Annotated in this window: 20 protein-coding genes; 11 read left to right on the top strand and 9 right to left on the bottom strand. The window is 73.7% G+C overall.

What is annotated here, in order from left to right; genetic code table 11:
* Window positions 1–238: 238 nt before the first annotated feature.
* Window positions 239–1,363 carry an aminoglycoside phosphotransferase family protein gene (locus tag ACGFZF_RS32040; protein WP_393559889.1) on the bottom strand — a complete coding sequence of 375 codons (1,125 nt, stop codon included), beginning with the start codon at window positions 1,361–1,363 and terminating at the stop codon, window positions 239–241.
* 234 nt (window positions 1,364–1,597) lie between these two features.
* Between ACGFZF_RS32040 and ACGFZF_RS32035 the strand changes: the two genes are divergently transcribed.
* On the top strand, window positions 1,598–3,091 hold the full coding sequence (locus ACGFZF_RS32035; RefSeq protein ID WP_356606962.1) for a hypothetical protein: 1,494 nt from the start codon (window positions 1,598–1,600) through the stop codon (window positions 3,089–3,091).
* Window positions 3,092–3,363: 272 nt separating this feature from the next.
* On the opposite strand, the gene ACGFZF_RS32030 is transcribed toward ACGFZF_RS32035, so the two are convergent.
* The gene (locus tag ACGFZF_RS32030) at window positions 3,364–4,800 is read right to left on the bottom strand and encodes a PP2C family protein-serine/threonine phosphatase (RefSeq protein ID WP_393559887.1); all 1,437 of its coding nucleotides are present in this window, start codon (window positions 4,798–4,800) and stop codon (window positions 3,364–3,366) included.
* A 197-nt stretch (window positions 4,801–4,997) separates the two neighbouring features.
* Here ACGFZF_RS32030 and ACGFZF_RS32025 point away from each other — a divergent pair, with 197 nt between their 5' ends.
* Window positions 4,998–6,608, top strand: coding sequence for a hypothetical protein (locus ACGFZF_RS32025; RefSeq protein ID WP_393559885.1), 1,611 nt, complete (start codon window positions 4,998–5,000; stop codon window positions 6,606–6,608).
* 164 nt (window positions 6,609–6,772) lie between these two features.
* Entirely contained in the window at window positions 6,773–7,288 is a 516-nt protein-coding gene (locus tag ACGFZF_RS32020; RefSeq protein ID WP_393559883.1) for a GNAT family N-acetyltransferase, read from the top strand.
* 61 nt (window positions 7,289–7,349) lie between these two features.
* On the opposite strand, the gene ACGFZF_RS32015 is transcribed toward ACGFZF_RS32020, so the two are convergent.
* The 4 genes from ACGFZF_RS32015 to ACGFZF_RS32000 all read right to left on the bottom strand — a co-directional run bounded on the left by ACGFZF_RS32015 (window position 7,350) and on the right by ACGFZF_RS32000 (window position 9,846).
* Window positions 7,350–7,928, bottom strand: coding sequence for a YdeI family protein (locus ACGFZF_RS32015; protein WP_393559881.1), 579 nt, complete (start codon window positions 7,926–7,928; stop codon window positions 7,350–7,352).
* A 245-nt stretch (window positions 7,929–8,173) separates the two neighbouring features.
* Window positions 8,174–8,527, bottom strand: a complete 354-nt coding sequence (locus tag ACGFZF_RS32010; RefSeq protein ID WP_356606974.1) for a DUF805 domain-containing protein — start codon at window positions 8,525–8,527, stop codon at window positions 8,174–8,176.
* 219 nt (window positions 8,528–8,746) lie between these two features.
* Entirely contained in the window at window positions 8,747–9,112 is a 366-nt protein-coding gene (locus ACGFZF_RS32005; RefSeq protein WP_393559879.1) for an SPW repeat protein, read from the bottom strand.
* Window positions 9,113–9,453: 341 nt separating this feature from the next.
* Window positions 9,454–9,846: a VOC family protein gene (locus ACGFZF_RS32000; protein ID WP_393559877.1), complete on the bottom strand. Its 393-nt coding sequence runs from the start codon at window positions 9,844–9,846 to the stop codon at window positions 9,454–9,456.
* 447 nt (window positions 9,847–10,293) lie between these two features.
* On the opposite strand from ACGFZF_RS32000, the gene ACGFZF_RS31995 reads away from it, so the two are divergent.
* From ACGFZF_RS31995 to ACGFZF_RS31975, 5 genes are all read left to right on the top strand, one after another.
* Window positions 10,294–10,665 (top strand): cupin domain-containing protein, encoded by a 372-nt coding sequence (locus tag ACGFZF_RS31995; RefSeq protein WP_393559875.1) that lies wholly within the window; start codon window positions 10,294–10,296, stop codon window positions 10,663–10,665.
* Between the two features lie 103 nt (window positions 10,666–10,768).
* Window positions 10,769–11,275, top strand: coding sequence for a DinB family protein (locus ACGFZF_RS31990; protein ID WP_393559873.1), 507 nt, complete (start codon window positions 10,769–10,771; stop codon window positions 11,273–11,275).
* Window positions 11,276–11,545: 270 nt separating this feature from the next.
* Window positions 11,546–12,076, top strand: a complete 531-nt coding sequence (locus ACGFZF_RS31985; RefSeq protein ID WP_393559871.1) for a GNAT family N-acetyltransferase — start codon at window positions 11,546–11,548, stop codon at window positions 12,074–12,076.
* A gap of 131 nt (window positions 12,077–12,207) precedes the next feature.
* Window positions 12,208–12,546, top strand: coding sequence for a DUF4440 domain-containing protein (locus ACGFZF_RS31980; protein ID WP_393560224.1), 339 nt, complete (start codon window positions 12,208–12,210; stop codon window positions 12,544–12,546).
* A 316-nt stretch (window positions 12,547–12,862) separates the two neighbouring features.
* Window positions 12,863–14,308 (top strand): carboxylesterase/lipase family protein, encoded by a 1,446-nt coding sequence (locus tag ACGFZF_RS31975; RefSeq protein ID WP_393559869.1) that lies wholly within the window; start codon window positions 12,863–12,865, stop codon window positions 14,306–14,308.
* A gap of 97 nt (window positions 14,309–14,405) precedes the next feature.
* Here ACGFZF_RS31975 and ACGFZF_RS31970 read toward each other — a convergent pair whose 3' ends face one another.
* A complete protein-coding gene (locus ACGFZF_RS31970) occupies window positions 14,406–14,990 on the bottom strand; it encodes a DJ-1/PfpI/YhbO family deglycase/protease (RefSeq protein WP_393559867.1) in 585 nt (194 codons plus the stop codon).
* Between the two features lie 40 nt (window positions 14,991–15,030).
* Window positions 15,031–15,819 carry a metallophosphoesterase gene (locus tag ACGFZF_RS31965; RefSeq protein ID WP_393559865.1) on the bottom strand — a complete coding sequence of 263 codons (789 nt, stop codon included), beginning with the start codon at window positions 15,817–15,819 and terminating at the stop codon, window positions 15,031–15,033.
* 180 nt (window positions 15,820–15,999) lie between these two features.
* Between ACGFZF_RS31965 and ACGFZF_RS31960 the strand changes: the two genes are divergently transcribed.
* A complete protein-coding gene (locus tag ACGFZF_RS31960) occupies window positions 16,000–16,692 on the top strand; it encodes an RraA family protein (protein ID WP_393559863.1) in 693 nt (230 codons plus the stop codon).
* 91 nt (window positions 16,693–16,783) lie between these two features.
* Here ACGFZF_RS31960 and ACGFZF_RS31955 read toward each other — a convergent pair whose 3' ends face one another.
* Window positions 16,784–17,224, bottom strand: a complete 441-nt coding sequence (locus ACGFZF_RS31955) for an OsmC family protein (RefSeq protein WP_147976270.1) — start codon at window positions 17,222–17,224, stop codon at window positions 16,784–16,786.
* A gap of 292 nt (window positions 17,225–17,516) precedes the next feature.
* Here ACGFZF_RS31955 and ACGFZF_RS31950 point away from each other — a divergent pair, with 292 nt between their 5' ends.
* Both ACGFZF_RS31950 and ACGFZF_RS31945 read left to right on the top strand, forming a co-directional pair.
* Window positions 17,517–17,897 carry a hypothetical protein gene (locus tag ACGFZF_RS31950; RefSeq protein WP_393559861.1) on the top strand — a complete coding sequence of 127 codons (381 nt, stop codon included), beginning with the start codon at window positions 17,517–17,519 and terminating at the stop codon, window positions 17,895–17,897.
* Between the two features lie 118 nt (window positions 17,898–18,015).
* Window positions 18,016–19,014: a glutamate ABC transporter substrate-binding protein gene (locus tag ACGFZF_RS31945; RefSeq protein WP_393559859.1), complete on the top strand. Its 999-nt coding sequence runs from the start codon at window positions 18,016–18,018 to the stop codon at window positions 19,012–19,014.
* The last annotated feature ends 93 nt before the right edge of the window (window positions 19,015–19,107 follow it).

The following is a 19,107-nucleotide window of genomic DNA, read 5'->3' as shown; positions in this document are numbered from 1 at the left end:
CGCGGGCCTGCGGCGCGTCAGTGGAGTGGACCAATGCCGCCGTCCCGAGCGGGGCGGTCGCGACCCGGCGCGGGGTCCGTGCCGCCCTCGACGCGGACCGGGGAGGCGCCGTGCGCGCGCACGGTGGGAAGGCGCACGGCCGCGGGGTGTCTCCTCCGGACACGGCGACGCCCCGCGTGCCCGGTGCTCTCGGCACCGGGCACGCGGGGCGTGCTTCCGTCTCCTGGTCCGGCGTGCCTCAGCGGGTGCCGACCGCGGCGCGCACGGCCCGCCGCGCCATGGCGCAGTCGTCGTGCAGGCGCCGCAGCAGCCGCCGCTGCTCCTCACCGGGCGAGACCGTGCCCGACGGGACGGGGATCGAACCGGCGGGCGGCGCCTCCCTCATGGTCCGCTGCACCGCGGTCTCGTAGGTACGGATCTCCCGCGTCAGCACGATCATCAGGTTGACCAGGAAGGCGTCCCGGGACGCCGGTCCCGCCTGCTGCGCGAGTTGGCTGATCTGGCGCCGGGCCAGCGGCGCGTCACCGAGCACCGCCCAGACGGTCGCCAGGTCGTATCCGGGCAGGTACCAGCCGGCGTGCTCCCAGTCGACGAGCACGGGGCCGGTGGGGGAGAGCAGGATGTTGGAGAGCAGGGCGTCGCCGTGACAGAACTGCCCCATGCCCTGACGGCCACCGGCGTGCGCCAGGCCGTGCAGCAGCTTCTGCAGGTCGTCGCGGTCCCGGTCGGTGAACAGGCCCAGCTCGTGGTACCGCGAGATCCGCGAGGCGTAGTCGAGCGGGGCGTCGAAGGTGCCGGCCGGCGGGCGCCAGGCGTTGAGCCGGGCGACCGCGCCGAGCGCGGCCCGGACGTCCGCACGGGGCGGCGCCTCCACGGGGTGGCGCGTGAGCGCCGCCGCGCGTCCGGGCATCCGCTCGATGACCAGCGTGCAGTTGTCCGGGTCGGCGGCGACGAGCCGGGGGGCCCGTACCGGCGGGCGGTGCCGGACGAAGGAGCGGTAGGCGGCTATTTCGTGCTGGAACCGCTCGACCCACGCGGGGGAGTGGTCGAGTAAGCACTTCGCGACCGCCGTCGTGCGTCCCGTCGCCCCCACGATGAGGACGGAGCGGCCGCTGCGGCGCAGCACCTGGACGGGGTTGAACTCCGGGCAGATCCGGTGGACGGACGCGATGGCCATCCTCAACTGCGCGCCCTGCGGACCCGAGAGGTCGATGCGTCCGCTGAGCGGCTGGGCGGCGTTCGCCACCCAGCGCCTGGCCCGGCCCGGCTGCGTCACGGGGGCGAGGTACGGTCCGCTGCCGACCGGCACGGTGCGGTGCTGGGGCCGGGGCGGGGCGGACACGGAGGACGATGCTGTGTACATGGAGGAAACAGATCCCTTCGTGTGCCGACGAGTTGCGTGCGTCGCCCCGCCCGGCCTCCGGGCCGCACCCTGGGGAATGTGGGCCGGTTACCGGGGCGGGGTGGCGCGTTCCTACCTGACACCCGGGCGCGGGTGGCGGAACATCGGGCGCACCCTGGCGAACCCTGGCGAATAGTCGCCAGCCCTATGACAGGGGGTTACTGTCAACTCAGCCGAGAACCTGGGGGCTTAGACGTGACCGGACAAACCAACACCCGCCTGGCAGACCTCTTCGGCCTGGCCGGCTGGTCCAAGGGCGAACTCGCGAGACTCGTCAACCGGCAGGCGGCGGCCATGGGCCACCCGCAGCTGGCGACCGACACCTCGCGGGTGCGGCGGTGGATCGACCTGGGGGAGACCCCTCGCGATCCCGTCCCCCGGGTGCTGGCAGCACTGTTCACCGAGCGACTCGGCCGTGTCGTGACCATCGAGGACCTCGGGTTCGTACGACGCGGTGGCGCCGGGAAACGGCAGAACGTCAGGAAAACCGACAACCCTGACGGGCTGCCTTGGGCGCCCGAGCGTACGGCGGCGGTCCTCACCGAATTCACGGGAATGGACCTCATGCTCAACCGACGCGGCATGGTGGGCGCGGGAGCCGCGCTCGCCGCCGGCTCCGTACTCACCAGTGCCATGCACGACTGGCTGCACACCGAACCCACCCGTCCGTCCGCCGCCCCCCGCCGGACCGATCCCCTGCACGCCGACCCCGCCGGGTTCGACCGCTACGAGGCCGCCCCCATCGGGTCGCAGGAGATCGAGGCCCTGGAACGCTCGGTCGAGGTGTTCCGGGCCTGGGACGCGGCGCGCGGAGGCGGACTCCAGCGCAAGGCGGTCGTGGGGCAGCTCAACGAGGTGGGCGGCATGCTCGCCTACCACCACCCCGACCATCTCCAGCGCCGCCTCTGGGGCGTCGCCGCCAACCTGGCCGTGCTGGCCGGCTGGATGTCGCACGACGTCGGCCTCGAACCGACCGCCCAGAAGTACTTCGTGATCGCCGCCCACGCGGCACGCGAGGGCGGCGACCGGCCGCGGGCCGGCGAGGCGCTGTCCCGCGCCGCCCGTCAGATGGTGCACCTCGGCCGGCCCGACGACGCGCTCGACCTGATGAAGCTCGCCAAGTCCGGCTCGGGCGACGAGGTACTGCCCCGGACGCAGGCGATGCTGCACACCATCGAGGCATGGGCCCAGGCGTCCATGGGCAAGGGCCAGGCCATGCGGCGCACGCTCGGCGAGGCCGAGGACCTCTTCGTCTCGGACAGGGCGAACGTCCCGCCGCCGAGCTGGATGCAGAACTTCGACGACGCCGACATGCACGGCATGCAGGCGCTCGCCTACCGCACCCTGGCGGAGCACGACCCGGCCGCCGCCGTCCCGGCGCAGCGCCACGCCAAACTGGCGCTCGAACTCCGGCGCAACGGCCACAACCGCTCGAAGCTCTTCGACTACATCTCGCTGGCCTCGGCCTGCTTCATCGCCGACGACCCGGAGCAGGCAGACCGCTATGCCCGGCTCGCCCTCGTGTCGATGGGGGACACCTCCTCGCACCGCACCTGGGACCGGCTGCGCGAGATGTACCGGCTGACCGGGCAGTACGCCGGCTACTCGAAGATCGAGGACCTGCGCGAGGAGATCGCGCTCGCCCTGCCGACACCGTCGGCCGGCACGCCGGGGACCGGCGCGGTCTGACGGCGAGTCGCCGAGTACGACGTCACGGGCACGGACTCACGTGCCCCACTCCGCACACTCCCGCGCATACGCCCAGGCCCTGGCGGGCATGACGGGCAGGCACCCGCACGTACACACAAGGGCACACCGGCTCCGCCGGTATGCCCTCAAACGAGGCACCGCATGGTGCCCCGTCGCGCCGGTGTGCGGCCACCGCCCGGGAGTGACACGCCCTCACGCGGTCCGAGCTCGGGAGCCGGACCGCCTGTCTTCGCCGAGGCTCTCCCGGTCCCCTACCGACCGACCCTGACCACCATCACGCAGGCGTCGTCCTCGCGCGGCGCCTCGCCGAACTCCGCGACCACCGACCGGACGCAGTCCTGCGCGTCCCGCGCCGCCGCCAGCCGTGGCGCGAGCTCCAGCAGCCGTTGCGTGCCGGAGTCGTCCCCGTCACAGCCGCGGGTCAGCCCGTCCGTGTGCAGGATCAGCAGATCGCCGGGAAGCAGCCGGATGTCCGCCTCCTCGTACGAGGCCGCGGCCGTCGCGCCCAGCAGCACCCCGTCCGGCCTGGCCAGGGCGCGCCCCGTCCCGTCGCGGAAGAGCAGCGGGGCGGGGTGTCCGGCCTGCGCCCAGGAGAGTGTCTGGCGCGCCGGGTCGTAGCGGCAGCACATCGCGCTGCCCAGGGCCGGCTGGACCGAGGTCTCGAGCAGCTGGTTGAGGTGCGTCATGAGGGCCGCGGGGCGGATTCCCGCCACCGCCATCCCGCGCAGCGCGCCCAGCAGCATGGCCATGGAGGAGGTGGCCGACACGCCGTGCCCGGTGAGGTCACCGACCGTCAACAGCGCGTCCCCGTCCGGAAGCGCGAGCGCGTCGTACCAGTCGCCGCCGATGAGGCCGGTGCTGGCGGCCGGCAGGTAGTGGGCCGCCACGTCGAGCGGGGCGCCCGGGCCGCCGTGGGCGAAGCTCAGCGAACCGCGCCACGGAGGGAGGACGGCCTCCTGGAGTTCGACGGCGACTCGGCGCTCGGTGCGCTCGACGTGACGACGGCGCTGGAGGGAGTCGCGTGACTCGCGGACCGCGCGCTCGCTGCGGCGCAGTTCGCTGACGTCCCGTAAGACGGCCCACATGGAGGCGGTGCAGCCGTCCTGGTCGAGGACGGGCTCGCCCATCATGTGCAGGGTCCGGACCCGGCCGTCGGTGCGGACGATGCGGAACTCGCCGTCGATCGGCTTCCCGTCGATCAGACAGTCCGTCACCATCGCCTGGAGCAGCGACTGGTCCTCGGCGAAGACCATCGACGGCAGTTCGTCGAGCGACATGGGGCCGCTCTCCTCGGTGCGGCCGAAGATCCGGTACAACTCCTCGGACCAGCTGACCTCGTCGGTCAGCAGGTTCCACTCGGCGCTCCCGACGCGGCTCAGCAGGGAACCGGCGGACGCGCGCGCGGGTGCCGGAGCACCGCCGTACGCGGCACCGGGAGTGGTCGGCAGGTCGTCGGGCAGGCCGTCCTTCAGCTGCCCGAGATGGGCGCCGAGGTCGTCGAGTTGATGCACGGCCAGATCGCAGAGGGCGCGCTGCCAGCGGTTCTGGGGGTCGTCCTCGTCCAGAACGGCGTCCCTGCGTACGGCGTCGACATCTCCGCGCAGACGCCGTGTCTGTGAGATCAACGCGTCCACCGTGCCATGCTCTGACGGCTGGGCGGAACGGTCCGCGAAGCGGGGGGACGGCATGTCGTACTCCGATACAGGCGCGGCACGGCCGGAAGTGGAACGAGGCCCGGTTACGACTGTTGCACAGGCGACGACAGGCCGTAAGGGATTTGGCAACACTCGATACGGTGGTGCTTGCGGCATATGCCTCAGGCCCGCCGGGTATCGGCCCTCAGGATGGTAACGGTAAGTGCCGGTAAGAAGGTTACGGTGCTGCTGTGGTGAGCAACGAGGTGGACACGGTGGGGACGGCGCTGCTGCTGGCGGCAGCGCCCGCGGGGCGCGGACGAGCGATGGACGCGGCCTCGGTGCTGCCGGCGCTGGCGGCGGTGCCGCCGAGCGCGCTGACCGGCACGCCGGCGGCGACGGTCGTCGAACTGGCCGACCCCCTGGACCCGCAGACGGTCCTGACCCGGCTGCGCGCCGCGGCGGCGGCCCCGGGACCTCTGGCGGTCTACCTGGCGGGCCAGTTGCACCTGGACCGCCGCCAGCAGCTGCCGCACCTGGCCCTGGCGCGCACCACGGCCGCGACGCTCCGCTACACCGGGCTTCCCTGGCACTGGCTGGCGGGTGAACTCGCCCTGCGGGCGCCCGGAACGACCACCGTCGTGGTCGACCTCGTCGCCGACGCGGAACTGTGGCAGCGGCTGACCGCCGCCCCCGGTCTCCTCTCCCTGGGCCCCGGCCCGCTGCTCTACGGCCGGGTCCTGCCGGCCCCGCGCCGCGGCGCACCCGCGACCCCGGAGTACCTCCGCGCCTTCGCCACGATCTGGCGCACGGGCGCCCGCCCGCCGTTCGCCGCCCTCCACGAGGAGGCGGCGGCCGGCACGGCCGATCCGGACGCGCTGCTGCTGACACCGGGGAGGGCGGCACCGGGGGCTCCCGGGGCGGCGGGCGCCGAGTGGGGCACGGGGCCGGCGGCCGGTGCGCATGCGTACGGGCCGGGGGAGCGGGGGGCGGGGGAGCGCGGCAGGCCCGGCGTGGCGGCGGTCGGAGCGACGGTGTCCGGAGCGGCCGTGATCGGTGTGCCGACCGCCGGGGTGGCGGTGGCCGGGATGCCGTTGCCCGGGATGCCGTTGCCCGGGGCCGCGGAGAAGGGAGCGGTGCCGACCGCGGGGCCCGGGGCTCTCGGTGAGACCGCGACGACCAGGATCCGGCGGACCGTTCCCCGTGCCGCGGTGGCCTCTCCCGACACGCCGGGTCCCGCCCGCGCGACGGCCCAGGCGGCACCCCCGCCCCGCGCTTCCGCGCCTCGACAGGCGCGGACTCCGGTGTCCGCGCCCGGCCCGGCTTCGGCGCCCGGCTCCGCACCGGTACCTGTGCCGGCTCCGGCGCCGCCCCAGGTACCGCCGCCCGCCCCGATGCCCGCTCCGGCCGCCGCCCCGACTCCGTCGCCGCAGCCGGTCGCGCCCGCGCCCGGCGCCTACGACCCTCACCCCGCGATCCTCGCCGCCGCGCAGGCCGGCCGGCACGGAGAGGCCGTGGCGCTGGCGGTGGCCTGGGAACAGGAGGCGCTGCGACGGCACGGCGCACGGTCGCAGGAGGCGGTGCACTGGATGGAGGTGCGCGCCGACCTGGCGCGGCTGGCCGGGGAGCCCGCCCGCAGCAGCGAGTTGTGGCTCTCCGCGGCCCAGGCCAGACTCGGGCTGAGCCAGGGACCCGGAGACCCCGACGTCGAGGGTGCCGTCGACCGGGCGCACCACCAGTGGGAGCAGATCCAGGACACCTCGCGCGCACGGGAGTTGGCGCCCGCGCTGGTCGAGCTGCGCGAACGCGTCCCGGGCCGCCGGCCCGGAGCCCTGGAGGCGATCCGGCGCAGGCTGCTCTGACCCAAGGGGGCGACTTGCCGATCTTGCCGGGCTCCCGGTCTGCGGCGCGCCGTGTCCACCTCGCCGCCCGCCCCGTCGGGGTCGCCGCCCACTTGCGCCCGGGGGGCCGAGCCGCAGGGGGCCGCGGTCCCGGTCGGCCGGGCGGGGCTGCCATGATCGGAGGCATGGGTATCTCCTCCGTACCAGCCGCAGGCCGCCGCCCCGAGGCGGCGACCGTCACCACCGAGCGGCTGCTGCTGCGGCCCGTCCGGACCGGTGACGTGCCGGCCGTCACCCGGCTGTGGACCGACCCGGAGGTGCGGCGTCATCTGGGCGGCCCGGTCGCCGAGCGGATCGTGCGCATCCGGCAGCAGCGGGTGGTGGGCGCGCCGGGCGTCCACGCGGTCGTGCGGGCCGCCGACCGTGTGCTGCTCGGACTGGTGACGGTCGAGCCGGACGCGCGGGACGGCGAGACGGAGGTCTCCTACCAGTTCCTGCCCGAGCACTGGGGGCAGGGCTACGCCCGTGAGGCGGTGGCCGCGGCCGTCGAACAGGCCCTGGGAAGCACGCCGAGCGTGGTCGCCGTGACCCAGGAGGCGAACGCGCGCTCGCGGCGGCTCCTGGAGGCCGTCGGCATGACCCATGCCGCGTCCTTCGTCGAGTTCGACGCGCACCAGGTGCTCTACCGCAGGCGCCGCTGACCCCGCACTCCCGGCGGACCCGGAGCCCGGCGGGGCCGCGCCGCCCGGCGCGCCTTCCGCCTCAGCGCACCTTCTCGCCCGTCGCCAGGAGCCCCACCATCCGGGCCAGCCGGTCCGCGCGGCCCTTCGGCGTGCGCGCCTGCCACAACCGCAGGATCACCATGTACTGGTCCGTCCTGCCCAGTTGCTCGTAGAAGGTCCGCGCCCGGTCGTCGGCGGCCAGAGCCGCCGCCAGGTCGTCGGGGACCGTCGCCTCGGCCTGCGAAGGGTAGGCGGAGGCCCAGCGGCCGTCGTCCTTCGCCGCCTGCACCTCCTTGAGCCCGGGCTCGCGCATCCGGCCCGCCGCCTCCAGCGCCTCCACCTTGCGGACGTTCACCATCGACCACAGGCTCCGCGGCCGCCGACGCGTGTACTTCTGGTGGTAGTACACCCCGTCGCCGCCCTTGCGCGTCGCGTCGATCCAGCCGAAGCAGAGCATGCAGTCCAGCACCTCCGGGATCGTCAGCGACTCGCCGCCCTTGCCCTTCTTGGCGATCCTCAGCCAGACGCCGGGAGTGTCGGCGTGGTGGGCCTCCAACCAGGACTCCAGTTCCGCGGTCTTCGTGACGGTGATGAGCTCGAGCCCCTCGAACTGCTCCACGGGACCAGTCCCCCTCTGTTCGTGTACATCGTGCAACGGATGATCACCACGATATGGACAACACGGGGGGAACGACCGCGACTTGCCGGATCCGGTGACGCGCGATCGCCTCCCGTGCGCGCGAGGGGGACGGGTCCGCGGCCCCGCGTCGGCCCTGCGGCGGCCTCACGTCGGCGCCGTGACGGAAACGGGGATGCACAAAGCCCCCGGAAGGAATCCTTCCGGGGGCTGCGTACGAGGTGTGTCTAGTACGCCGGGGCCAGCTTCGGGTTCGGGCCGTGGGCGTTCTGCTGCTGCTCACCGTCGGACGCCCAGAACACGATGAGGATGATGGAGCCGACGAGCGGGACCAGGCCGATGAGGAGCCACCAGCCGGAGCGGCCCGTGTCGTGCAGACGACGGATGGCGACCGCCAGGTACGGAATGATGATCGCGAGGATGTAGATGGTGCTCAGCAGCTGGATGCCGATCGCGGCGTCGACGATCGAGAGCACGATCAGCGCGATGATGTTGAACAGGTAGAACATCCAGAATTCCTTGCGGCGCGCGCGGCCGCTGAACACTGCGTACTTCTTGAGAACGTCGAGGTACCAGTTCACTTTGTCCCCCCAAGGACTGGGATGCATACGGGAGCCTGTCCCTGTGGAGCAAGCTTACGCAGAACTTATGTGGCCGAAACTGCGTGGGTCAATTCGTTATCTGCGGGAGGGCGTTGAGGGGCGGTGTGGGTGGATTTGCCCTCGGCGTGGCGGTACACGAAGAGCGGCGCCGCGTCCTGATGGAGAGGACGCGACGCCGCCGGGGGTGGTTTCGGTACGTCAGCCCGACTTTCTCGTCTTGCTCATGAGCAGGCCGCCCGCCGTGAGGGCGAAGAGGCAGACGCAGGCGCCGGTGATGACGTTGCTCAGGATCGCGCCGGTTCCGGCGTCCTGGGCGACGATCCACGGCGAGACGATCAGCCACGCGCCGAGCAGCAGGACGACGAAGTTCAGGTCCTGGGACCGGTCGGGAGCCATCGACATGCACAGCCCCAGACCCGCGACGGCGATGCCCACGATCAGGTTGCTGATCGCGAGTTCCGGTTGGGCTGCTGCGAAGTGAACCGTCCACGCGGAGACCGCGGCGTAGATGCCGGCGAGGATCACCAGTTCCTCGACCGCCGTCACGCCTCGCGTCTGGAGCATGCGCGAGTAACGCTCGCGCATTTCCGGCGCGTCGGGGTGTCCCCTGATATCACCAGGACGGTGAGAGACGTCGGCCATACGACTCGCCTCCTTCTGGCGTCTTGCATGTCTGACCGCGTTTGCGGCAACAGGGCCGCGGTTTCATTGTGCGCTTATCTGGCCTTTATGTGTAGATCTGTCCGATAAGGGATCTGTACAGAAAACGGAGCCCGGATATGCGGGGAACCGCCAAAGTGGGTGACCTTTCACATAACTCCGGCCGAAGCCGACGGAAAGGCGGAACGGCTTCCGGGCGCGGCGCGTACGGCGTGCCCGGAGACGGTCCCGGCCTCCGCTTCCGCTCAGGCCGGACCCGTGCGCGTGTAGGGGCGCGTGAGGATCTCCATGTTGTGGCCGTCCGGGTCGGCGAAGTAGGCGCCCCGGCCGCCGAAGAGCCGGTTCACCCGGCCGGGGTCGGAGTGGTGCGGATCCGCGTAGTACGTCACCCCCGCGACCTCCAGCCGGGCGATCATGGTGTCGAACTCCTCCTCGGGCACCAGGAAGGCGAAGTGCTGCGGGACGAGGGTCAGCTCGGGGTCCTCGTAGAAGTCGAGGGTCACCCGGTTGTCGAGATCCACGGGCACGAAAGGCCCGAACGGCGCGCCGACCTCCACGCCGAGGATGCCGGCGAGGAACCGGGCGGAGACCTGCTTGTCACGCGAGTGAACGACGGTGTGGTTGAGCTCGATGGCCACGAAGGGTCCTTTCGAAGGGCATGCCGCTCGGCGCACGGGACGTGCGGGGGCATGCGGGCGTCTTCCGGAGCGGTGCGCCGACGGGACCGACCCGTCGGCGGCGTACGCGCACGCACGATGGGCGCGTACGCGGCGGATTGCGCGTGCCTCGCGTGGGCGGCGGCGACGCGAGGAAGACGACCGAAGGAGGGCCTCGGGCCCGCCCGGCGGCGGTCACACCAAGGCCGGGTGCCTTACTCGATCACGGCCCATGGCCGACCCGGCAGTCATACCGAACACGCTATCGGGCGCTCGCCCCGACGGGCAACGTCGTATCCCGGCCAGGGCGCCCGCGCCGGGCCGGATGCCCGGGGTGGCCTTCGGCCGGGGAGCCGGGCCCGGCCCCCCGGCGTAGCCTGGAAGGTGGACTCGGGGCGCGCTCGTTGCACCGCCGGGAGGCGGACGAACATGACCGGAATCGTGTCCAGGAGCTTCGACTCCGCGGACGAGACCCGTCCCTTCGAGGACGGCAAGGGGCGGCTGGACCTCGTGACCACCGAGCGCGGCGCGGTGGGCCGCGCGGTGTTCGAGCCGGGGTGGCAGTGGTCCAAGCACGTCAAGCCCATCGCCGGCACCGACAGTTGCCAGGCGGCCCACGTCGGGTACGTCGTCAGCGGCCGGATGAAGGTCGTCATGGACGACGGCGAGACCGCCGAGCTGAGCCCCGGCGACTTCATGGCCGTGGCACCGGGGCACGACGCCTGGGTGCTCGGCGACGAACCGTGCGTGGCCCTCGACTGGGTCGGCTTCGGCGACTACGCGGTACGCGCCGGCGGCTGACCACCGGCCGCGCCGTACGACACGTCGCCCGGACCCCCGGGAGGGGTCCCGCCGCGGCGGGAAACCGGATGACCGCTTCCGGGACCCCTGCCACGATGGCGTGATGAACGATCATCAGCGCGTCGCACCGCCCACCCATGCCGACGAGCGTTCCACCCTCACCGCCATGCTCCAGTTCCAGCGCGACACGCTGGCGATGAAGTGCGCCGGACTCACTCCCGAGCAGCTCAAGGACCGGGCCATAGCCCCCTCCGGGCTCTCCCTGCTCGGACTGGTGCGGCACGCGGCCGAGATCGAGCGGGGCTGGTTCCGCGACGTCCTCGGCGGGGAGTCCAGTCGCAGCCTGTGGACGCCGGTCGGGTCCACCGACTGGGCGGACTTCGACGTCGACGACGCCGACGTCGAGGAGGCGTTCGCCGTCTGGCGGGACGAGTGCGCCCGCGCCAGGGCCGTCGTGGACGCGGCCGAGTCCCTCGACGTCCTCGGCGGCCACGACGGCGAGACGTATTCGCTGCGTTACGTGCTCGCCCACATGATCGAGGAGTACGCCCGGCACAACGGCCACGCGGACCTGCTGCGGGAACGCATCGACGGAGAGACCGGCGAGTAGCGGGGGACCGGGGGTGCGGCGTGCGTCCGAGCGCGACACGGACCGCCGGGCGAGGCGGTCGCGCCACCCGGCCCGCCCCCGCGTGCGGTCGGCCCGCCCCCGCGTGCGGTCGGCCCGCCCCCGCGTGCGGTCAGCCCGGCTGCGCGCAGAGGACGGCCGCGCAGAGGGACCGCCCTCGCTGCCCGGCCGTGTCGACGCCCCGGCCACACGTACCATCCGGCCGGAAAAGGCCCTGATCATCAGGGCCGTTGGCCTGTTATCGTCGCCCGCATGCCCGAACTGATCGCCCCCACGGCAGGTCTCCACACCTCGTGGCTCGAGGCGCACGCCGAGTGGAACCCCGGCGCCCACCAGGGCGGCGCCGGCATGCGGCTGGCGGGGGAGGACGCGTTCGCCAGCCCCGAGGTCTTCGCCGCCTGGGTCGGACGGTTGCGGGAGCAGTCAGATCCGTCCCGGCCGCTCGCGGAGGGCTGGGTGCACGCCACGCACTGGTGGATCGTCGAGGACGGCGCGTACATGGGCGCCATCGACCTGCGTCATCGGCTGAACGACTTCCTGCTGCGGGCCGGCGGGCACGTCGGCTACAGCATCCGGCCCTCCGCCCGCCGTCGCGGGCTCGCGACCTGGGCGCTGGGCGCGGTCCTGCCCGAGGCCCGCGCCCTGGGGATCGATCGCGTGCTGGTCACCTGCGACGACGACAACATCGCCTCCGCCCGGACGATCGAGCGCAACGGCGGCGTCCTGGAGGACACGCGCCAGACGGAGATCGGGCTCAAGCGGCGCTACTGGATCGCCCTGTGAGCGAGCCGGTGGCCGGGGACACGGGCCCGGACCGGGACACGGGCGCGTCGCCGGCCGGGCATCCGTCCGAAGCCCCCGGCGAGGAGGCGCGGGAGGCGATCGCCGCAGCCGTCGCGGGGGAGCTGCGGCTGATGGACCCGGAGATCCGCACCTCCCGCGCGCTCGCGCGCGAGCTCCTGGACCCCGAGTTCGTGGAGATCGGTGCGTCAGGCCGCCGCTGGACGTACGAGGAGATGCTCGACGCCCTGCCCGAACTGTCCGGCAGCGCGCCGGCCGGCCCGCGCTACCGGCCGTCCGGCATGACCGGGACCCTCCTGGCACCCGGAATCGTCCTGCTGACCTACGAGACGGTCATCGAGGGCGCGCGGGCGCGCAGGAGCTCGCTCTGGCGCCGCGCCGCCGACGCCTCCTGGCGGATGTACCACCACCAGGCCACACCGGCCCCGGCGCCGTCCGGCGACGGGGCGTAGGCGGGCCCTGGCCCGCCGGTCGGGGCCCTCCGACCCGTTCCTCTTCGGCTTCGGCTTCGGATTCGCCGTCATGTCTGGTTCCGGCCCTGGGATGACACGTGTAAGTGACACGTGTCACTTCCCTTCTCCGGACGGTTGACTCCGCCCGTTCACCGGCCGGACGCTGGGCGCGTCCTCGACGACTCCGGCGGCCCCGCCGGCACGCCTCGCCCACCCAGGGCGTCGAGCACCCCGGCGCCCTCCGCCGACAGGTCGCCGCCGAGTCGTCGAACCGATCGAGAGCGTCTCGCGACGCGTCAGGAGCCGGCACCGCCCCATGAACACCGCACTGGTCGACACCGCCGGCGGCCCCGTCCGCGGCGAGCGCCGCGCCGACGGCAGCCTGCGCTTCCTCGGCATCCCCTACGCGCAGCCGCCCGTCGGCGCGCTCAGGTTCGCGGCGCCCGTACCGCCGGAGCCGTGGACCGAGCCGCTGGACGCCACCGCGTACGGACCGACCGCCCAGCGCCGCCCCTTCGCCGACGTCACCACGATCCCCGAACCCTCCGTTCCGGGGGACGGGGTGCTGAATCTGAACGTCTTCACGCCCGACACCGCTCCCGGGGCGCCCCTGCCGGTGCTCGTGTGGATCCACGGCGGCGGCTACGTCGCCGGATCGGCGGCCAGCCCCTGGTACGACGGCTCCGCCTTCAACCGGGACGGCGTCGTCCTGGTCTCCCTCGGCTACCGGCTCGGCGTCGAGGGCTTCCTGCACCTCGACGACGCTCCCGACAACCGCGGCGTCCGTGACTGGATCGCCGCCCTGGAATGGGTCCGCGACAACATCGCCCGCTTCGGCGGGGACCCGGCCCGGGTGACCGTCGCCGGGCAGTCGGCCGGTGGCGGGGCCGTCCAGACCCTGCTGGCGGTGCCCGCGGCCCAGGGGCTGTTCCGTGCCGCGCTCTCCGTCTCCGGCGCGGTGATGCGGCCGGACGGGCCCGAGGTGGCCCGCGCGGCCGCCCGTCTGTTCACCGCGCGCACCGGCGTGCCCGCCACGGCCGAGGCGCTGCGGGAGCTCGGCGACGAGGAGCTGCTCGACCTCCAGGACCGGCTGGGCGCACCGGGACCCGACCGCGAGGGGCTCCCGCCGATGCTGTCGCTGGCGCCCTTCGCCGACGGCGAGCTGATCCCGGAGGCCGTCCTCGACGCACTGACGGCCGGCGAGGCGGGCGCGGACGTCCCGCTCATGCTCGGCTTCACCGCGCACGAGTTCAACGCCGTGCCCGGCCCGGGCCCGGACGGCCCGCCGCTGCCGGTGCTGCTCGGCGGCCTCGGCCTGGCCCCGGACCGGGCGGCGGCCTTCGCGCACTCCTACGCCGACGTCGACCCGGACCGTCTGTTCGGGCAGGCCCTGACCGACGCCACCTTCCGCGCCCCGTCCCTCGCCGTGGCGGACGCCCGAGCCGCACGGGAACGGCCCACCTGGCTCTACGAGTTCACCTGGGAGTCGCCGGTCGACGGCACCGCCTTCCACTGTCTGGACGTGCCGTTCGCCTTCGATCTGCTCGGCGCCGAGGGCGTGACGGCGGCCGCCGGTGACCATCCGCCGCAGGCACTCGCCGACGCCGTGCACGGGGCGTGGGTCTCGTTCGTGCGGGACCTCGATCCCGGCACCGACTGGCCGCGCTACACGGCCGCCGACCGCGCCACGATGGTCTGGGACGCCGAGCCGCGCGTGGCCCACGACCCCCTGCACCGGGTCCGCGCGCTCTGGAACGAGTGACGACCCGCCGGCGCCACGGGCGCGGCGGCGGGGAGGAGGCCGCGGGGGCGGGTGACGCCGGGCGCCCCGCGGACCCTCGTCGGGCCCGCGTCCGCCGTCACCCCGCCCGCCGCTCCTGCCGATGCGCGGACGTGGCGGCGAGCGCCTCGGCGATCGCCGCGGTGAACGGCCTCAGGTCCGCAGGCCTGCGTGAGGTGATCAGCCGGTAGCCGCCCGAGTCGTCGATGACGACGCTCCGGTCCCGCCAGGTGGCGCCCGCGTTCGTCAGGTCCGCGCGGAGGGACGGGTACGAGGTCAGTTCCCGGCCGCGCGCCAGCCCGCTGTCGACGAGCAGCCACGGTCCGTGACAGATCGCCGCCACCGTCCTGCCGGACGCGGCGAACTCCGCGAGCAGCCGCCGCGCCTCCGGGTCGATCCGCAGACGGTCCGCGTTGACGGTGCCGCCCGGCACGACGACCGCGTCGAACGGGTCCGCCGACATCCCCGCGTACGTGCCGTCCGGGATCACCACGTCGCCCCGCCGCCGGTCCGACATCAGCGTCAGGACCGGCTCGTCGGCCCGGGCGGCCACCGTGACCCGGGCGCCCGCCGCGTGGAGCGCGGCGACGGGCTGCATCAGTTCGTCCTGTTCGGTGCCGTAGTTCGTCGTGATGACCAGGACCTGCGTGCCGTCGAGAGACACGTTCGTCTCCTCTCGTTCCGCACTGCCGTCACCCGGCGAGTCACCCCGTGGCGCGCTCCCAAACGGGAACGCTCCGGAAATGCGTGGTGATCCGGCCTTCGTCGTCGAGGACGTGGAAGGCGAGCGAGGGCGCCATCTCGTCCCGGTACACGTGGTCGGCCGGGTGGGCGTACGGCTCCCAGGGCAGCTTCCCGGTCGAGATCACACCCGGGGCCACGATCAGCGGCCGCCCCGCGAACACGGTGGTGGCCGCCGTGTGGGCGTGCCCGCAGAGGAAGGCGGCGACACCCGGCCGGCGCTCGGCCAGCGCGGCGAGGCGCCGCTCCCCGAACTGGCGGATGCCGTCCACGAACGGCATGCCCAGGGCGGTCGGCGGATGGTGGAAGCCGACCAGCACCGGCACGCCGTCGGGCGTCTCGTCCAGCACCCCTTCCAACCAGTCCAGCGTCTCCTCCTCGAGGTAGCCCTCGTCCTTCCCCGGCACGGAGGAGTCGCCGAGCGCGAGGACGAAGCCGTCGCCCCGCAGCACCTGGTTGACCGGGGCGTCGGGGCGCCCGGCGACGGGAGGCATCCCGAGGAGCACCTCCCGGAACACGTCGCGCCGGTCGTGGTTGCCCGGGCAGACGAGCAACGGGTGCCGGGTGTCGAGCAGTTCGCGGACCAGGAGGTACTCCGACGCGAGGGCGTGATCGGCGATGTCGCCGGTGACCACCACGGCGCCGAAGTCGAAGTCCAGGGTCTCCAGGTACGCCATGACGGCTCTGGTCCGCGCCACGCTGCGGGGCGAGCCGTCGATGTGGATGTCACTGAGGTGCGCGATCACTGTCACGGTGGTGGACCTCTCCTCGGAAGGCGGGCACGGACGGCCTCCGCGTCCGGCGTGAACGTACTGCGCGCGCCGGGCAGGCGCCCGGTCCACCACCGGATCGGTGGCCTGCCCGGCGATAGCATCGCCCCCGCGGAGCAGGGCGCCCGGAACCGGGCACCACCCCCAACGAACGGAATCCCGATGCTGAAGGAATTCGCCGAGCTCTCCACCCCGTTGATCGCCGACGCCTGCGTCCGGCTCGGCGAGGAGCTGCGCGTCGCCCCGGCCGGCATCGCCTCGCTGGTGCCGGGACAACGGGTGGCGGGACGGGTGCTGCCCGCACGCCACTACGGCAGCGTCGACGTGTTCCTGGAGGCGTTCACCCGGGCCGAGCCCGGCGACGTCCTCGTGGTCGACAACGCGGGCCGCCGTGACGAGGCGTGCGTCGGCGACCTCGCCGTCCTGGAGGCCGAGGCGGCCGGGGTGGCCGGTCTGGTGGTCTGGGGCCTGCACCGCGACACCGCCGACCTCATCGAGATCGGCGTGCCCGTCTTCTCCTACGGACGCCACTCGCCGGGCCCGGTACGGGTGGACGCGCGTGAGCCCGAGGCACTGCGCAGCGCCCGCTGCGGCGACCACCTCGTGACCGCCGACGACATCGTCTTCGGGGACGAGGACGGTGTGGTCTTCGTCGCCGAGGCCCGGGTCGAGTCCGTCCTGGAGACGGCTCGCGTCCTCTTCCGCACCGAGCGCGAACAGGCGCGCCGGATCAGGTCCGGTGAGACGCTGCGGGCGCAGACGGGCTTCGGCGACTACCTCGCCCGCCGGGACGCTGAACCCTCGTACACCTTCCGGCAGCATCTGCGCCGGATCGGTGGTGCGATCGAGGAGTAGCGGGCCCCCGCCCGACCCGGCGCGCAAGCGCGCGCGGGTCCGGCCGGACGGCGTCGCGCGCGGGGCACGTCACCCGAACCGGTGGCGGTGGTCAGCCCGCGCGGAAGCCGATCGTGCCGTCCGGGAGCACCGCTTCCACCGCGGCCCCGTGCTCGACGGTCCGGCTGACGGTGCAGAACTTCTCGTGGGTGAGGCGGACAGCCCGTGCGAAGACCTCCGCCGCCCGCGGGTTGCTCTCCGGCAGCTCGAACTCGTAGCTGACCCGGATCCGGCCCAGCCGCCCGTCGTCCTCCGGCTCCGTCACCGACTCCACCACGATCCGCAGATCGTCGTGGTCGACCGCGCGTGCCGTGCGGTCCACGACCATGCCGCCGCAACCGCCCATGGCCGCGAGCAGCAGCTCCACCGGGGTGAACGACGGCTGCACGTCCGGATCGTCGGCGGCGCCGATGCGCACCTCCGCGCCCCGGTCGTTACGGGCGGTCCAGTTCCGGTAGCCGTCGCGGACGGTCTCGATGCGGTACTCGGCCATGGCGGCGGTGCTCCTTCAGGTACGGGGAGGGCGGCGTCGACCGCCCGCGCGCGGCCCGGTCGGTCCCTCGGCCGCCCAGCGTACGCGCCGCTTCCCGGGAGCCCCGGCCGTGCCGGGCTCGTCCGTTCCCGCGGACCGGCGTGCGAGGAGGACACCGGTCCGCGGAGGACGCGGCCCCTCCGGGGCGCGGCCGGCCGGTTCGGCACTGAGTACCTGAGTACCGGTCGGTTGAGTACGCCGATGAGTACGCCGACCGATGCCCGGCGCCGGACCCGGCTGGTCGAATGGGGGCATGACCTCGGAAGACCGGCGGCTCCGCCGCATGCAGCACGTCACCGTCACCGGATCGGCGCTCGCCGTGGCGCTCGGCCCGCTGGTCGTCGGCGCGCTGCTGGCCAGGTCGGTGGGCGCCGACCCGATGACCTCGGTCAACGCGCTGATCGCCGGGGGCGGTCAGCGCGCCCGGCTCTCGCGCGACCAGATCCGCGGCTGCGGAGGTCGCGTCCTGCGTACGGCGGAGGCCGGGGTGCGGTCGCTGCGGTCCGCGCGGCCGATGCCCCGCCTGCAGCTCCTGCCGTCGGGGCGGACCCTGATGCCGGTACGCCCCGCCCGGGGCCCGCGGGCGGACCTGGTGCCCGCACCTCCCGTCCCCGTTGCGGTCCCGGCGCCCTGAGATCCCCACACTTCCCTCCAACTCACCTGATGCCCAGACGTGTTGGTGCTCCGGTGCGTAGCCTGGGGCACGGGGAGCCGACTGTGCGGGGGTGGAGCGGGTGGCCGCTGGAAGCGGGATGCGACGACGGCTGAGGGAGCGGCGCCTCGCGCACCCCCGAAGGCCCTCGGTCGGGCGGGCCGCCGTGTGGCCCGTGCTCATGGCCCTGCTCGTGGTGGCGGCACCGGCCGCCGCCGTCACGGACCGGGCCGCCCGGCACGAGTCCGCCCGGCCCTCCCGGACGGCGGCCGCCGTGCCGGCCCGGGCGCCCTCCTGCGATCCCCGGAAGGCCGGACCGCGCCCCTCGCGGATCGACGGACCGGCCGTCGAGCGGATCCGGCGGCGAGGTCATCTCGTTGCGGGCGTTGACCTGAACAGCTATCTGTGGGGCTCGCGGGACCCGCAGACCCGGGAGCCGTCGGGCTTCGACATCGACCTGGTCCGGGCGATCGCCCGGGACATCCTCGGGCCCAAGGCCACCGTCCGCTTCGTCAGCATGCCGCCCAGCCAGCGGATCGCGCGGCTCCAGTCGCGCCAGGTCGACGTCATCGTGCGCACGATGAGCATCACCTGCGAGCGGTTGACCGAAGTGGCCTTCTCCAGCGTCTACTTCGAGACCGGGCACCAGTTGCTGGTTCCCGCCGGCTCCCCCGTCAAGGGTCTCGACTCGGGCCTGCGCGGCAGGAAGGTCTGCCTGAGCAAGGGCAGTTCGGCCGCCGACCTGCTGCGGAGGGCCGGCACCGGCGCCGCGGCCGTGGAGACCGCGAGCCACCTGGACTGCCTCGTCGAACTCCAGCAGAGCAAGGTCGACGCCATCCTCACCCACGCCACCCTCGCCGCCGGACTCGCCGCGCAGGACCCCACGCTGCGCCTGGTCGGCCCCCGTCTGGACACCGCCCTGTACGGAGTCGCACTCAACAAGGGCGACACGGATCTGGTCCGCCGGGTCAACGCGATCCTGGAGGACTACCGCAAGGGCGGTGCCCGCAGCCCCTGGCGGACCTCGTACGACAAATGGCTCGCCCCGACCCTGGGCGCCGCGCCCTCCGGCCCGCCACCGGCGGCGTACGCCGACTGAGCCCGCGACCGGAGCCCCGGAGGGCCGATCGCGGGGCTTCGGCCCCGGGCCCGGGGCGCCTGACGTCGCGTGCGCGGTCCGGTCCGGGGGCAT

It is taken from the genome of Streptomyces sp. NPDC048338 (assembly GCF_043201055.1).
GTDB lineage: Bacteria > Actinomycetota > Actinomycetes > Streptomycetales > Streptomycetaceae > Streptomyces.
Note: the sequence above shows the minus strand (reverse complement) of the source record. Positions and strands in the feature narration are given on the sequence as shown.

Excerpts from the sequence above, each read along its gene's own strand:
- ACGFZF_RS32040 (WP_393559889.1), bottom strand. The coding sequence starts at position 1,363 with ATGTACACAGCATCGTCCTCCGTGTCCGCCCCGCCCCGGCCCCAGCAC.
- ACGFZF_RS32030 (WP_393559887.1), bottom strand. The coding sequence starts at position 4,800 with ATGCCGTCCCCCCGCTTCGCGGACCGTTCCGCCCAGCCGTCAGAGCAT.
- ACGFZF_RS32020 (WP_393559883.1), top strand. The coding sequence starts at position 6,773 with ATGGGTATCTCCTCCGTACCAGCCGCAGGCCGCCGCCCCGAGGCGGCG.
- ACGFZF_RS32005 (WP_393559879.1), bottom strand. The coding sequence starts at position 9,112 with ATGCTCCAGACGCGAGGCGTGACGGCGGTCGAGGAACTGGTGATCCTC.
- ACGFZF_RS31995 (WP_393559875.1), top strand. The coding sequence starts at position 10,294 with ATGACCGGAATCGTGTCCAGGAGCTTCGACTCCGCGGACGAGACCCGT.
- ACGFZF_RS31990 (WP_393559873.1), top strand. The coding sequence starts at position 10,769 with ATGAACGATCATCAGCGCGTCGCACCGCCCACCCATGCCGACGAGCGT.
- ACGFZF_RS31985 (WP_393559871.1), top strand. The coding sequence starts at position 11,546 with ATGCCCGAACTGATCGCCCCCACGGCAGGTCTCCACACCTCGTGGCTC.
- ACGFZF_RS31980 (WP_393560224.1), top strand. The coding sequence starts at position 12,208 with ATGGACCCGGAGATCCGCACCTCCCGCGCGCTCGCGCGCGAGCTCCTG.
- ACGFZF_RS31975 (WP_393559869.1), top strand. The coding sequence starts at position 12,863 with ATGAACACCGCACTGGTCGACACCGCCGGCGGCCCCGTCCGCGGCGAG.
- ACGFZF_RS31960 (WP_393559863.1), top strand. The coding sequence starts at position 16,000 with ATGCTGAAGGAATTCGCCGAGCTCTCCACCCCGTTGATCGCCGACGCC.
- ACGFZF_RS31955 (WP_147976270.1), bottom strand. The coding sequence starts at position 17,224 with ATGGCCGAGTACCGCATCGAGACCGTCCGCGACGGCTACCGGAACTGG.
- ACGFZF_RS31950 (WP_393559861.1), top strand. The coding sequence starts at position 17,517 with ATGACCTCGGAAGACCGGCGGCTCCGCCGCATGCAGCACGTCACCGTC.
- ACGFZF_RS31945 (WP_393559859.1), top strand. The coding sequence starts at position 18,016 with ATGCGACGACGGCTGAGGGAGCGGCGCCTCGCGCACCCCCGAAGGCCC.